At 70.5% G+C, this 13,134-nt stretch carries 11 protein-coding genes; 2 read left to right on the forward strand and 9 right to left on the reverse strand.

All coding sequences use genetic code 11. The annotated features are described in order from the left end of the window. Nucleotides 1–133 precede the first annotated feature (133 nt). Complete coding sequence (locus ACWCRB_RS45315; RefSeq protein WP_451001653.1) at nucleotides 134–2,251, forward strand: molybdopterin oxidoreductase family protein; 2,118 nt, start codon at nucleotides 134–136, stop codon at nucleotides 2,249–2,251. A gap of 21 nt (nucleotides 2,252–2,272) precedes the next feature. On the opposite strand, the gene ACWCRB_RS45320 is transcribed toward ACWCRB_RS45315, so the two are convergent. The 9 genes from ACWCRB_RS45320 to ACWCRB_RS45360 all read right to left on the reverse strand — a co-directional run bounded on the left by ACWCRB_RS45320 (nucleotide 2,273) and on the right by ACWCRB_RS45360 (nucleotide 11,260). Continuing rightward, a complete protein-coding gene (locus ACWCRB_RS45320) occupies nucleotides 2,273–3,463 on the reverse strand; it encodes a cytochrome P450 (protein ID WP_451001654.1) in 1,191 nt (396 codons plus the stop codon). Beyond that, nucleotides 3,456–5,078, reverse strand: coding sequence for an alkaline phosphatase family protein (locus ACWCRB_RS45325; RefSeq protein WP_451001655.1), 1,623 nt, complete (start codon nucleotides 5,076–5,078; stop codon nucleotides 3,456–3,458). Before ACWCRB_RS45325 ends, ACWCRB_RS45320 begins: the two co-directional genes overlap by 8 nt. Beyond that, nucleotides 5,075–6,241: a metabolite traffic protein EboE gene (eboE, locus tag ACWCRB_RS45330; protein ID WP_451001656.1), complete on the reverse strand. Its 1,167-nt coding sequence runs from the start codon at nucleotides 6,239–6,241 to the stop codon at nucleotides 5,075–5,077. Before eboE ends, ACWCRB_RS45325 begins: the two co-directional genes overlap by 4 nt. 7 nt (nucleotides 6,242–6,248) lie before the next feature. Next, nucleotides 6,249–7,103, reverse strand: a complete 855-nt coding sequence (locus ACWCRB_RS45335) for a TatD family hydrolase (protein ID WP_369034116.1) — start codon at nucleotides 7,101–7,103, stop codon at nucleotides 6,249–6,251. Nucleotides 7,104–7,105: 2 nt separating this feature from the next. After that, nucleotides 7,106–7,774: an EboA domain-containing protein gene (locus tag ACWCRB_RS45340; protein ID WP_451001657.1), complete on the reverse strand. Its 669-nt coding sequence runs from the start codon at nucleotides 7,772–7,774 to the stop codon at nucleotides 7,106–7,108. Between the two features lie 111 nt (nucleotides 7,775–7,885). Then, nucleotides 7,886–8,734: a sugar phosphate isomerase/epimerase family protein gene (locus ACWCRB_RS45345; RefSeq protein WP_451001658.1), complete on the reverse strand. Its 849-nt coding sequence runs from the start codon at nucleotides 8,732–8,734 to the stop codon at nucleotides 7,886–7,888. 46 nt (nucleotides 8,735–8,780) lie between these two features. Next, a complete protein-coding gene (locus ACWCRB_RS45350) occupies nucleotides 8,781–9,710 on the reverse strand; it encodes an SCO3242 family prenyltransferase (protein ID WP_451001659.1) in 930 nt (309 codons plus the stop codon). Nucleotides 9,711–9,894: 184 nt separating this feature from the next. Next, a complete protein-coding gene (locus ACWCRB_RS45355; RefSeq protein WP_451001660.1) occupies nucleotides 9,895–10,752 on the reverse strand; it encodes an intradiol ring-cleavage dioxygenase in 858 nt (285 codons plus the stop codon). Between the two features lie 94 nt (nucleotides 10,753–10,846). Then, nucleotides 10,847–11,260 carry a gamma-glutamylcyclotransferase family protein gene (locus ACWCRB_RS45360; RefSeq protein WP_451001661.1) on the reverse strand — a complete coding sequence of 138 codons (414 nt, stop codon included), beginning with the start codon at nucleotides 11,258–11,260 and terminating at the stop codon, nucleotides 10,847–10,849. 188 nt (nucleotides 11,261–11,448) lie between these two features. On the opposite strand from ACWCRB_RS45360, the gene ACWCRB_RS45365 reads away from it, so the two are divergent. Then, entirely contained in the window at nucleotides 11,449–13,092 is a 1,644-nt protein-coding gene (locus ACWCRB_RS45365; protein WP_451001662.1) for a M4 family metallopeptidase, read from the forward strand. The last annotated feature ends 42 nt before the right edge of the window (nucleotides 13,093–13,134 follow it).

A 13,134-nucleotide genomic window follows, 5' to 3' on the forward strand; every position in this document is an offset into this window, starting at 1 on the left:
AGGATGAGAACGGGTAGGGGCGGCGGGGGCGAAGGAAACCTCACCGGCCGCGTCCTCCCCCCGGGAGGTCCCCGTGCCTGCCGTGTAACGGGGGGCGTTCCGAGGTGTAACACGGGCGTCGCACGCTGGCGGTATGGAGACCTCCGTGACGCCCACGCACTGCCCGTACTGCGCCCTGCAGTGCGGTATGAACCTCACGCCGGCAGCAGGCGGGGGCGTCACGGTCTCCGAGCGCGTCGACTTCCCCGTCAATCGTGGCGCACTGTGCGGGAAGGGGCGCACCGCCCCAGCCCTGCTGTCACCGTCACTGCGGCTGACCGAGCCGCTCGTCCGGCGGGACGGCGTCCTCGTACCCGCGACCTGGGAAGAGGCGCTGGACCGCGTCGCCGAGGGACTGACCCGCACGCGTACGGAGCATGGCCCGGACGCGTGCGGTGTCTTCGGCGGGGGCGGGCTGACGAATGAAAAGGCTTACGCCCTCGGGAAGTTCGCCCGGGTTGTACTCGGGACCTCCCAGATCGACTACAACGGGCGCTTCTGTATGTCGTCCGCTGCTGCGGCCGGGAACAAGGCATTTGGGCTCGACCGGGGGCTGCCCTTCCCCATGGAGGACATCCCCAAGACCGGGTGCGTCATCCTCGTCGGGTCGAATCTCGCCGAGACCATGCCTCCCGCCCTCCGCTACTTCACCGAACTCAAGGAGAACGGGGGGACGTTGATCGTCATCGATCCGCGTCGGACCCGTACCGCCGAGCAGGCCGATCTGCATCTCGCGCCGCGTCCCGGCACCGATCTCGCCCTCGCCCTGGGCCTGTTGCACCTGGTCGTGGCGCAGGGGCGTACCGACGAGGCGTTCATCGAGGAACGGACCAGCGGGTGGGAGGAGACCCGGGCGGCGGCGATGGCCCACTGGCCCGAGTACGTGGAGCGGATCACCGGCGTGCCCGTGCCCCAACTCCGGGACGCCGTACGGATGTTCTGCGAGCCTGACACCGCCATGGTGCTCACGGCGCGTGGGCCCGAGCAGCAGTCCAAGGGGACGGACACGGTCGGGGCGTGGATCAACCTGTGCCTGGCCACCGGGCGTTCGGGGCGGCCGTACTCCGGATACGGGTGTCTGACCGGGCAGGGCAACGGGCAGGGCGGGCGTGAACACGGGCAGAAGGCCGACCAGTTGCCCGGCTACCGCAAGCTGACCGACCCCGACGCGCGACGCCATGTGGCCGGCGTGTGGGGCGTCGACCCGGACTCGTTGCCGGGGCCCGGGCTGAGCGCGTACGAACTTCTCGACTCGCTCGGCACCAGCATCCGCTCGCTGCTGCTGATGGGGTCCAACCCGGTGGTGTCCGCGCCCCGGGCCGCGCACATCCAACAGCGCCTGGAATCACTGGACTTCCTCGCCGTCGCGGATGTCGTGCTGTCCGAGACGGCCGCGCTCGCCGATGTCGTCCTGCCGGTCACGCAGTGGGCTGAGGAGAGCGGTACGACCACCAATCTGGAGGGGCGGGTACTGCTGCGTCGGCAGGCCGTCACTCCCCCGGAGGGTGTGCGGAGCGATCTGTATGTCCTGCATCAGCTTGCCGCCCGGGCGGGGGTGGAGAAGGGGTTCCCGGTCGAACCCGAGGAGGTCTTCGAGGAGTTGCGCCGGGCCAGCGCGGGCGGGATCGCCGACTACTCGGGGATCACGTACCAGCGGCTCGCCGAGGAGAACGGCGTCTTCTGGCCGTGCCCCGCACCCGCCACTGACGCGGGGGACGCCGACGACCAGCCTTCGGCCTCGGTGCATCCCGGCTCGCCCCGGCTCTTCCTCGACCGGTTCGCGACCGAGGACGGGCGGGCCCGGTTCGTGCCCGTCACCTACCGGCCGATCGCCGAGGAGCCGGACGCCGAGTACCCGGTGCTGCTGACCACCGGGCGGGTCGTGGCGCAGTACCAGTCCGGTGCCCAGACGCGGCGTGTCGACGAGCTGAACGCCGCCGCGCCCGGGCCGTTCGTGGAGCTGCACCCCCGGCTGGCCGCGCGGCTCGGTGCCGCGGAGGGGGACGCCATCACCGTCGTGTCACGGCGCGGGCGGGCGGTGGCGCCGGCGCGGATCACGACCGCGATCCGCCCCGACACCGTCTTCATGCCCTTCCACTGGCCGGGCGAGGGCCGGGCCAACACGCTGACCAATCCGGCTCTCGACCCGGTCTCCCGGATGCCGGAGTTCAAGGCGTGCGCGGTACGGCTGGAGGTTGCCGTAGGAAGCTGACGGCGGCCCGGGTTACTGCTGCTACCAGGTGACCGGCAGCGTGCGTACGCCGTGGACCGCGCGCCCCTCGTGGGCGTTCATCTCGGCCGGGGCCGTCAGGCGCAGGTCCGGGAGGCGGCGGAACAGGGTGGGCAGGGCGATCTGGAGTTCGGCGCGGGCGAGGGACTGGCCGAGGCAGTTGTGCAGGCCGTGGCTGAATGTCAGGTGGTGCTGGGTGTCCCTGGTGATGTCGAAGGTGTCCGGGTCGGCGAAGGTGTCGGGGTCCCGGTTGGCGGCGTTGAGCGCGATGACGACGCCTTCCCCGGCGCGTACCGTGACGCCACCGATCTCGGCGTCCTCCGTGGCGATGCGGCGTATCCCGATGTGAACGACCGTGAGATAGCGCAGGAGTTCCTCGACCGCACCCGGCACCAGCTCCGGATCGGCGCGCAGCGCGGCCAGTTGGGCGGGGTGGGACAGCAACGTGACCACTCCGAGGGACAGCATGCTCGCCGTCGTCTCATGACCCGCGATGAGCAGCATCACGGCAAGTCCGGCCGCCTCGGCGGCAGTTGCCTCGCCGGTGGCCACACGCTCGGTCGCGAGCCGGCTGAGCAGGTCGTCGCCGGGGTCGGCGGTCTTGGCGGCGAGCAGTTCCATGAGGTACCCGAAGAGTGCGCCCCAGCCCGCCCGCATCGCCTCGGGTCCGTCGGTCACGGTGGCGAACGCGGCGGCGTGCCGATGGATGAACTCCCGGTCCGTGTACGGGACTCCGAGGAGTTCACAGATGACGAGCAGTGGCAGAGGGAGAGTGAACTGCTCCACCAGATCGACGTCGGGCCCCTTGGCCACCAGGTCGTCGATGAGCCGGTCGGTCAACTGCTGGATGGACGGGCGCAGTTCCTCGGCACGACGGAAGGTGAAGTCGGGGATCAGCATCCGGCGCAGCCGGGTGTGGTCGGGCGGGTCCATGGCGAAGAGCTGGCCGGGGGTGGGAGGCGGCGGGGTCGGCTGGAGGCCGGGGAACCCTTCCCGCCGGTTCGACGAGCTGAAGCGTGCGTCGGCCAGAACGGCACGAGCATCCTCGTGCCGGGTCACCAGCCAGGGCGTGTTGCCGCCCCAGAGAGCGATCCGGCTGATCGGGCTCTGCTCGCGCAACACGGCGTATTCGGCGGGCGGGTCGAGCAGGGAGGTGCGCCGCATGGGCAGGGTGGGAAGCGTCGTCTCAGACATGGTCGGTGTCTCCGGCGGGGTGGGGGGCTGCGGCGGGATTGGGGGCTGCGGCGTGGTCGGGGGCTGCGGCTTGATCCGTGGCTGCGGCATCGGCGGGCGCTGCGGCAGTGCCGGTGGGCGTGGCATCGGCGGTGGGCGCGGCTTGGCCGGTGGCTGTGCCGGGAGCAGCGGCTGCGGCATCGGCCGCAGTGGCTGGCGTCGGCGACAGGCCCGCCAGCTTCAGTAGTAGGGCCTTGACGTCCGTCGCCGCGATCGTTTCGGTGCTGTGGTCCGGTGTCGAGCACAGCAGTACGGGGCCGTGGTCGGGGTCGGTCGGGAGGCGGCCGTGGCTGCCTCGGACGCCTGCCGGGTCCAGGGGGACCGTTTGCAGGCGATAGCGGAAGCCCAGTTTTTTGCGGGCCAGTTGGCCTGCCGCGCGTAGTTTCACGTTGGGGACCGTGTTGTCCCACAGGAGTTCGGCGGGGTCGTAGCCGGGCTTGCGGTGGATCTCGACCTGGCGGGCGAAGTCGGGGGCCCGGTCGTCGTCCAGCCAGTAGTAGTACGTGAACCAGGCGTCGGCGTCCGCCACCACGACCAGCTCTCCGGAACGCTCGTGGTCCAGGCCGTGGGTCACCTTGCCGACCGGGCCCAACACCTGGTCCACGCCTTCGAGTTCACCCAGCAGCTTGGCGACTTCGCGTACGTCGTCCGGGTTCCGTACGTACACGTGCGCCACCTGGTGGTCGGCGACGGCGAAGGCTCGGGAGGTCCAGGGGTCGAGGTACTCCATGCCGTCCTGGGTGTACACCTCCAGCAACCCGGCACTGCGCAAGGCCCTGTTGATGTCCACGGGGCGGGAGACCGGGGTGATGCCGTACTCGCTGAGCGCCACCACCGTGGCACCGGCGGCGAGGAAGTGGTCGATCAACGGGCGCAGGGCGTCGTCGAGTTGGCGGGCGGCGCGGATCGACGCCTCGGACTGGGGGCCGGAGCGCTGGGGTTCGTAGTCCATCTGCGGGATGTAGACCAGGGTCAGGTCGGGGTCGTGCTCGTCGAAGACCTGGCGGGCGGCGCCCAGGATCCACTGGGTGGAGGGCATGCCTGCGTTGGGACCCCAGTAGGTGAACAGGGGGAACGGGCCCAGGCGTTCGGTGAGTTCGTCGTGCAGGGACGGCGGCCAGGTGTAGCAGTCGGGTTCCTTGCGGCCGTCGGAGTAGTAGACCGGGCGCGGGGTCACCGTCCAGTCGACGTCGGCGCCCATGGCGTACCACCAGCAGATGTTGGCAACCTTGTAGCCGGGCACCTGCTTTCGGGCCGCGTCCCAGATCTTCTCGCCGCCGACGAGGGCGTTGTGCTGCCGCCAGAGCAGGACGTCACCGACGTCGCGGAAGTACCAGCCGTTGGCCACCGCGCCATGGGTGGACGGGAGTTCACCGGTGAGGAAGGTGGACTGGGCGGTGCAGGTGACCGCGGGGAGTGTCGTGCCCAGGGGGGCTTTGAAGCCTCGGTCGGCGATGGACGCCACGGCGGGCATGTGGTGGAGGAGGGCGGGGGTGAGGCCGACGATGTCCAGGACGACGAGTCGGTTCGTGTTCGGGGTCTCGGTCACGGGTGTCACAGGTGTCGCGGATGTCATGAGGGGTCCTCTTTGAGGCCCAGGCCGGTCAACCGGTCGCGGGCCCAGGCGAGTTCGGCGGCGATGCCGGCGGCGAGGTCGGTGGGCGGGTCGGGCAGGACGGTCCAGGTGTAGGTCTCGACCTCGATGTGGTCGCAGGTCGCCGTCGGGCCGCCCAGGAGTCCAGCGAGGGTGCCCGTGAGCGCGCCGGTGGTTGTCCGGAGAGGCGGCGCGGGCTCGGCGTGCAGCGGGGCGTGGAAGTGGGTGCGCCATGGGGTGGAGGAGCCGGTCGCCGGCAGGCCGTCGCCGTCCAGGGCGTCCGGCAGGTCGTCGACGCCGACCACCGTGCCCTCGGCGACCGTTCGGGTCTGGTGCAGGAACCGTCGTTCGGCCAGTTCACGCAGGGCGGCGATGGCCTGCGGGTCGGTCGGGTCGGGGGCCTCGACCGCGCAGGACGCCTGGAGCTTGACGACCGGCAGTCCGGCCTCGGCGAGCCGCCCGAGGGCGTCCCCGGGTTCCTCGAACTGGACGGCGAGATGGCAGGCGTCCAGGCAGACGCCCAGATAGTCGCGGTCGACGTCGGCGAACTCCCGTACCGCCTGGGTGGTGGTCTCCACGACGCACCCTGGCTCCGGTTCGAAGCCGACCCGGATACGGCGGCCGGTCTCCGACTCCAACTCCCTGAGTCCTGTGGCGAGTTGGTCCAGGGCGCGGCGAGCCCCGTCCGCGCGCTCGTCCTCCCACGGGGTGCGCCAGGCCAGCGGGAGGGTGGAGACGCTGCCGCGTCGGGCGTCGTCGGGGAGGAGGGCGGCGAGGACGCGGGCGCAGTCGAGGGTGTAGGCGAGGCGGGCCGGGTCGGCCCAGTCGGGGAGGTAGACGTCCTTCTTGACGACCTCGCGGTGGAACCCCTCGTAGGGGAAGGCGTTGAGGGTGACCGTCTCCAGGCCACGCACCGCCAGTTCGGACCGGAGAGTCCTCAACGCCCCTTCGTCGGCCGCCAGTTCGGTGACAGCCGTGCGGGCCAGCCAGAGGCCGATGCCGAGTCGGCCCACGCCGAGCCGCTCCCGTACGGGTTCGGCGTAGGCGGCGAGCTGGGCGACGACTCCCGCGAGGTCCTCGGCCTGGTGGACGTTGCTGCAGTACGCGAGGTGGACGGGGGTGCCGTCGGGGTGGCGGAAGCGCACGGGCGGTTCACTCTCCCCCGCGCCGGATGGAGTTGCCCTCGAACGACGAGGTGTCGTCGGGCTTCGGCTCGTCCAGGTCGAGGCGCCCGCTCTGGCCGTAGAAGGCGACGGGGTTGCGCCACAGGACGCGGTCGACGTCGTCGGCGGAGAAGCCGTCGGCGAGCATCGCTATACCGGTCTTGCGTGTCTTCAGGGGGTCCGAACTGCCCCAGTCGGCCGCCGAGTTGACCATGACACGGTCGAGGCCGTGCTCCCGGAGTATGCGGACCATCCGGTCCTCGCTCATCTTCGTCTTCGGGTAGACGGAGAAGCCGGCCCAGCAGCCGCTGTCGAGGACCATGCCGACCGTCAGCTCGTTCAGGTGGTCCAGGACGACGAGTTCGGGGGCGATGCCCGACTCCCGTACGACGTCCAGGGTCCGGCGCGTGCCGGCCGCCTTGTCGCGGTGCGGGGTGTGGACGAGGGCGGGCAGGCCGTGCTCGACGGCGAGTTGGAGCTGGCGGGCGAGGACCTCGTCCTCCTCCTTGGTCATCGAGTCGTAGCCGATCTCACCGACGGCGACGACCCGGTCCTTGGCGAGGTACCGGGGCAGCTCGTCGAGGACGGGGAGGCAGCGCGGGTCGTTCGCCTCCTTCGGGTTGAGGGCGATCGTGCAGAAGTGCTGGATGCCGAACTGGGCGGCCCGGTACGGCTCCCAGCCGAGCAGCGAGTCGAAGTAGTCGTAGAAGGTGTCGGGCGAGGTGCGGGGCTGGCCGAGCCAGAAGGCGGGCTCGACGACGGCCCGGACTCCGGCCGCGTACATGGCCTCGTAGTCGTCGGTGGTGCGGGAGGTCATGTGGATGTGGGGGTCGAAGATGCGCATGGTCACTCGGTTCCGTGGGTGGTGGTCGCGCTGGTCGTTGTTCCGCTGGTGGTGGTTCCGCTGCTGGTGAAGGGGCGTACGAGGGGGGTGATGTCCTCGGGTACGGGGCGTCCGGCCGCCGTCCGTTCGCGGGCGAAGTCGCCGAGCATGCGGGCGAGTTCGGCGTCGGCGCGGTCGTCGAGGCCGGCCACGCGGGCGAGCGGGATCTCGCAGAAGACGCACTTCAGGACGGCCTGGCGGTATTCGTCCGCCGGGAGGTGGGCTGCCGCGTAGGGGCCGAGGGCGGCCTCGATCAGCGTGTTGTCGTTGCCGCGCAGGGTCTGCCGTACGAGGTCCAGGAACCGGCCGGTGCCGTCGCCGTCGAGTTGGGGCAACGCCCGTAGGACGGCGCGTTGTTCGGCGGGGTCGCCGTAGCGGTGGAGCGCCCCCACCTCGTCGGTGAGGGCCTGGTCGCGCAGGGGCAGCGCGGTCAGGAGGAGGGCGCGGACGGCTTCGTCGACGGTCCGGCCGTCGGGCAGCGGGGCGCGTCCGCAGCGGCGGCGGACGGCGGGGAAGAGGGTGCGGATGGCAGTGGGGGCGGCGGCGATTTCGGCCAGGGCGGTGTCGAGCCAGGCGCGGGCTTCGGGGGTGAGGGGAAGGGGGGAATGGGGGGCTGGGCCGGAAAGGGGCATGACGGCGTTCCAGAATGGGAGTGGGAGAAGAGAAAGAAAGGGGGGTCAAGGGAATGTCAGAGCAAAAGAGTTAGCAAAATACTCGTGAATGAATTGCGAAAGAGCAGGCGCTCAGGAGGCGAGCAGGCTCCGGGATTCGGCCCGGCGCAGGAACTCCAGGGAGTTACGGGCGATGTCGGGGGCGTCCAGAGCACCGCCCTGGATCTCGACGGACACCAGACCGCGGTGTCCGAGGTCGGTCAGCGCCGCCAGTACCGACGGGAAGTCGATCTCGCCCGCGCCGAACTCCAGATGCCGGTGGACACCGCGCACCATGTCCTCGATCTGGACGTTCAGCAGGTGCGGCGCGGCCAGGTCGACGCAGTCGAGCAGCGACGGCTCCTCCACGCAGTGCGCGTGTCCGATGTCCAGCGTTACGCCCAACAGCTCGTGTCCGCCGGTCAGTTCACGCAGCCTGAGACACTTCGCGACGGTGTCGACGAACATGTGCGGCTCGGGTTCGAAGGCCAGCGCGACCCCGTACGCCTCCGCCGTCTCCAGCGCCGCCCCGACGCCTGCGGCCAGCCGCCGCCACGCCTCCATCTCCGGAATGTCGTCCGGGGCCGGTCCGCTGCACAACTGGACGGTGGGCGAGCCCAGTTCGGCGGCGACACGGACAGCACGTCGCAGCAGGTCGACCCGGCGGTCCGGTTCGCCGGACATCAGGGTCGGCTGGTGCTTGCCCCAGGGGTCGAGGAAGTAGGGCGCCCCGGTCTCGACGGTGACCGTCAGCCCGAGCCGCGCCAACTGCCCTTGTACACAGGTGACTTGGCGGTCCAGGTCGTCGGCGTACAGGTCGAGGTGGTTGTGGTCGAGGGTGAGGGCGACGCCGTCGTAGCCCAGGTCGGCGAGGATGCCGAGGACGTCGGAGAGACGGTGGTGGGTGAATCCGTTGGTGCCGTAGCCGAATCTCAGGCCCATGACCCGCCCTTCGTCACATTTCTCATGTCGGGACTCACGCCAGGACTCATGTCGGGGACACCCGTCTCGCCAGGCGCTGCGCCACCGGGTGCAGGGCACCCAGGAGTGCGGCGGCGACGGGCGCTCCGGCGCGCGCCGTGAGCGCCGCCTGCAGGGGGACCATGGCGAGGATGCCCGCCCCCACGGCACGCCGTACGGAACTCGCGCCCGGATCGCGTACGGCCTGCGCCTGGGCCCTGCCGTACGTCCCCAGGTAGGCGAGAACTCCCGCGGAGGCGACGGCTGTCCGGGTCACCGTCTCGCGGGGCAGCGGGCGCCGGGGCGGCAGCAGCGCCGGGAGTACGGAGGGCAGCACCGTCGACAGCGCCGTGGCCGAGGACACGGCCAGGGTCGTGGCGGGCAGCCGCGCCGGCGCACCGGAGATCTCATGGCGGCTGAGGGCGGTGATCGTGTACGTGTGCACCCCGGTGAGCAGGGCGGGAAGGGCGCCGCGAGCGAGCGCGCCACCCGTGCCGCCACCACGGGAGCCGTGCGACGGAGGGCTGCCGCCGCCCGCCACCGCACCCGCCAGCACATCGAGCGCACGGGCGCCCGCCATCGCCGCCGGGCCGGCCGGAGTCGACTTCAGTTTCAGGTCGTACGCCCATATCAGCGCCGTCAGCGGGAGCGCGACGGCGAGTCCGCGCCGGCCGCCCGACACCGCCGCGAGGCCGAGGCCGGCGCCGGTCAGACCGGTGGCGACGGCCAGCGCGGTGCGGCGCGGCACCCGGCCGGAGGGCACCGGACGGGCGGGCCGTTCGACCGCGTCGACGGCGGCGTCGGCGTAGTCGTTGAGGGCCATGCCGGCCCAGTAGAGGCAGACGGAGGAGGCCATCGCGCCGGCTGTCCGGGGGCCGAGGGGACGGCCCGCCGCGGTCGCGCCCGCCAGGATGTCACCGGGGACGCTGAGCGCGGCCGGGGCCCGGACCAGGCTCACCAGGTCGGAAAGTAGGGGCAGTTGGAACTTGGCACTTTGTAGGGGTTGTCTGGAACCGGCGGGGGGAATTGCTTTCCGGTCACTCATGGCCCAATCATTACCGAAATTATTTGAAAGCTAATACTCCGATCCGATGATGTTCCTTGTGAGGAACGCGACAGCTGAATCTTGTTGACAAGGGTTGTCAGTTGCCCGTGCCCGCGCCGGTGTTCTCCTTGTCGGGGTCGATGCCGACGGTGAGGGTGCCGGTGAAACCCTTGGAGATGTCACCGGTGAGAGTCATCAGACCGTCCTTGGCGCCGCCTCCGCCGTAGACCATGTCGTCGTCCAACTTGGTGAAGGTACCGACGTGTTGGCTGTACGGCGTGACCTTGTAGACCTCGTCGCCGTACTTGTCCTCGAAGAAGAGCTGGCCGGTCCAGTTGACCTTGCCGCCCTCGTAGGTGTTGTCCGCCTTCTTGCCACCGGTGTGCACCTTGACGTGGATGTGCGTGGTGCGCGGGGTGTACCAGCCGGGGTAGATCGTCGTGAACTCGACGATCCCGTCGGCGTTCGTGGTCTGGAAGCCGCGCAGGAAGGTCTTGTCGTTCGCGCCGCTGGTGTCCTCGCTCTCGGAGGGCACCGAGGTGCCGCCCGGGCTGGTGGTGGTGTACCCGGAGTAGTAGCCCCAGGCGTCGCAGTGCCAGATCTCGACGGCCGCGCCCACCACCGGACCGCAGTCCTCGGTCTGGTCACGAACCGTCAGCTTCACCGTGAGCGGTACGCCCTTCTTGCCCTCCGTGATGTCCTTCCGGAAGAGCTGGCCCTCGATGTAGTAAGGCCCCTCCGTGACACTGGAGTTGAGCACGCAGACGTCGCCCGGGACGGCGGCCGCGGACGCGGAGGGCGTCGGGGAGGCGGCGGCCGCGGAGGTGTCCGAGTCGGAGTCCGAGGAGCACGAGGTGAGCGCGAGGCCCAGTCCCGCCCCGGCGGTCACGCCGGTGATCGCGAGGGCACGCCGTCGGCTGAGGTCGGTCCTGCCGGTGATGTCACTGTCGTTCATGGGCGGAGGGTAGGTGCGGCCGGTGCGCGGGCCGGGCTGGCGCACAGGGCGGTCGCCCACACGGACCAGCCCCGTTGCCTTCTGCCCTTCGGCTTCAGCGGCGCGCGTGCCAGTCTCCGCCCTCGATACGTCTGCCGTGCGCCCGCAGCCGGGTGGCCACGGCGGGTGCGGCGACGTACACCCAGGCGCGTACGACGGTGCCGTCGGCGTCGAGTGTCACCGGGCGGGTCACCCGCTCGTACAGGCTGCGCGGGTCGCCCGGCACGCACTCCTCCAACTCGTCGAGCACGGCGAGCAGTTCGTCGTACGCCTCCGGCAGCGCGGTGACCACTTCCCCGTGCACGACCCCGCCGGGTTCCGGCACGGCGTACGGGTAACCGGGCCCGTCGTACAGCGCCGCGTCCGCCAGCCGCCCCGGACGCTCCGACTGCGTACGGCCGCGCAGGAAGTGGTCGTGGTTGTGCTCGCCGGGCCGGAGGGTGCCGTAGACGAAGAAGGGGAGTCTCACCGGTCGGTCTCTCATTCGTGGGGACGGCGTTCGTGTGGACGGCGTTCGTGTGGACGGCGTTCGTGTGGATGGGGAAACGATTCTCGCCATAAGTCGAGGTGAAGGCGTACGCAGTCTGGACACGACATGTCATGGCCCCTTAAACCTGAGCGATCACCGCCGCCTTCGTCCCCACACAAAGGAGACCGATGACCTCTCGTCGGAGATCGATGACCTCCCGTCTCGCCGCGGCCGGCGTGGCCGCCACCACCACCGCCCTCCTGGCCGCCGCGCTCTCCCCCACCGCCGGCGCGGCCGACAGACCGACCCGGGACACCGCGATCAGGAACGCGGTCACCGCACTCGTGGACCAGGCCGCTCACCTGGGCCTGACTTCCGTACAGGGCACGACAGTTCGGGACGTCATCGTCGACAAGGACGGCAGCCAGCACGTCCGCTACGACCGGACGTACCGTCAGCTCCCGGTCCTGGGCGGTGACTTCGTGATCCATCTGACCCCCGAGGGCACCTACCGAGGGGCGAGCCGCGCCACGACCCGCCCGATATCCCTGTCCACGATCCGCCCGGCGGTGTCGGCCCCGAGGGCGGCCGACCTGGCGACGGCGGCGCTGCGCGCGGTGAACGTGGGCGAGCTGCTGAAGAAGATAACGACCAAGCAGGAGCTGGTAGTTGATGCCCTGCACGGCGCCCCGAAGCTCGCCTGGCGGACGAACGCGGTGGCGCAGGACTCGGCCGGCAACCCGGTCGCCCGGACCGTGGTGACCGACGCGACGACCGGCGCCCAGATCGACGCCTGGGACAGCATCGAGACGGCGACGGGTGACGGGCAGTCCCTGTACGGCGGCACGGTCCCGTTGGAGACGACGGTCTCCGGATCGACGTACCAGCTGAAGGACGCGACGCGCGGCAACACGTACACGGGCGACGCCGAGAACGGCACCGACCTGTGCATTCTCGGGATCTGCATCATCCGCGCGCCCGCGACGCTCTTCACGGACGCGGACAACCACTGGGGCACGGGGACGACGGCGGACCGGGCCTCGGCGGCGGTGGACGCGCAGTACGGCACCGACGAGACGTGGGACTACTACAAGGACACGTTCGGGCGCAGCGGCATCAAGGGCGACGGGGTCGGCTCGTTCAACCGTGTGCACTACGGCAGCAGCTACAACAACGCGTTCTGGGACGACACTTGCTTCTGCATGACGTACGGCGACGGTGACGGTACGACGTTCGGTCCGCTGGTCTCGCTGGACGTGGCCGGCCACGAGATGACGCACGGTGTCACGTCCGCGACGGCGGACCTGACGTACTCGGGCGAGCCGGGCGGACTGAACGAGGCGACGTCGGACATCTTCGGCACTCTGGTGGAGTTCAACGCGGCCAACTCCACCGATCTCGGGGACTACTTGATCGGCGAGAAGATCGTGAAGTCGGGCTTCGGCCGCTCGGCCCTGCGGTACATGGACGAGCCGTCGAAGGACGGGAACTCGGTCAACTGCTGGAGTTCCAGCGTCGGGAACCTCGACGTCCACTACTCCTCGGGCGTCGCGAACCACTTCGCGTACCTGCTGGCGGAGGGCAGCGGCGCGAAGACACTGAACGGCGTCAGCTACAACTCCCCTACCTGCAACGGCAGTTCGGTCACCGGCATCGGCCGGGCCAAGCTGGGCGCGATCTGGTACAAGGCGCTGACGACGTACATGACGTCCTCGACGAACTACGCGGGCGCCCGCACGGCGACGCTGAACGCGGCGCGGGATCTGTACGGGGCGGGCAGCACGGAGTACGCGGCGGTGGGCGCGGCCTGGAGTGCGGTGTCGGTGGGCTAATGGGACCCGGTGCAGCGCGAGGCCGGCCCCGGGCGTTTCGCC

It is taken from the genome of Streptomyces sp. NPDC002156 (genome assembly GCF_053593675.1).

Coding starts and splice junctions, on each gene's coding strand:
- ACWCRB_RS45315 (WP_451001653.1), top strand. CDS start 134: ATGGAGACCTCCGTGACGCCCACGCACTGCCCGTACTGCGCCCTGCAG.
- ACWCRB_RS45320 (WP_451001654.1), bottom strand. CDS start 3,463: ATGTCTGAGACGACGCTTCCCACCCTGCCCATGCGGCGCACCTCCCTG.
- ACWCRB_RS45325 (WP_451001655.1), bottom strand. CDS start 5,078: ATGACATCCGCGACACCTGTGACACCCGTGACCGAGACCCCGAACACG.
- ACWCRB_RS45335 (WP_369034116.1), bottom strand. CDS start 7,103: ATGCGCATCTTCGACCCCCACATCCACATGACCTCCCGCACCACCGAC.
- ACWCRB_RS45340 (WP_451001657.1), bottom strand. CDS start 7,774: ATGCCCCTTTCCGGCCCAGCCCCCCATTCCCCCCTTCCCCTCACCCCC.
- ACWCRB_RS45345 (WP_451001658.1), bottom strand. CDS start 8,734: ATGGGCCTGAGATTCGGCTACGGCACCAACGGATTCACCCACCACCGT.
- ACWCRB_RS45355 (WP_451001660.1), bottom strand. CDS start 10,752: ATGAACGACAGTGACATCACCGGCAGGACCGACCTCAGCCGACGGCGT.
- ACWCRB_RS45365 (WP_451001662.1), top strand. CDS start 11,449: ATGACCTCTCGTCGGAGATCGATGACCTCCCGTCTCGCCGCGGCCGGC.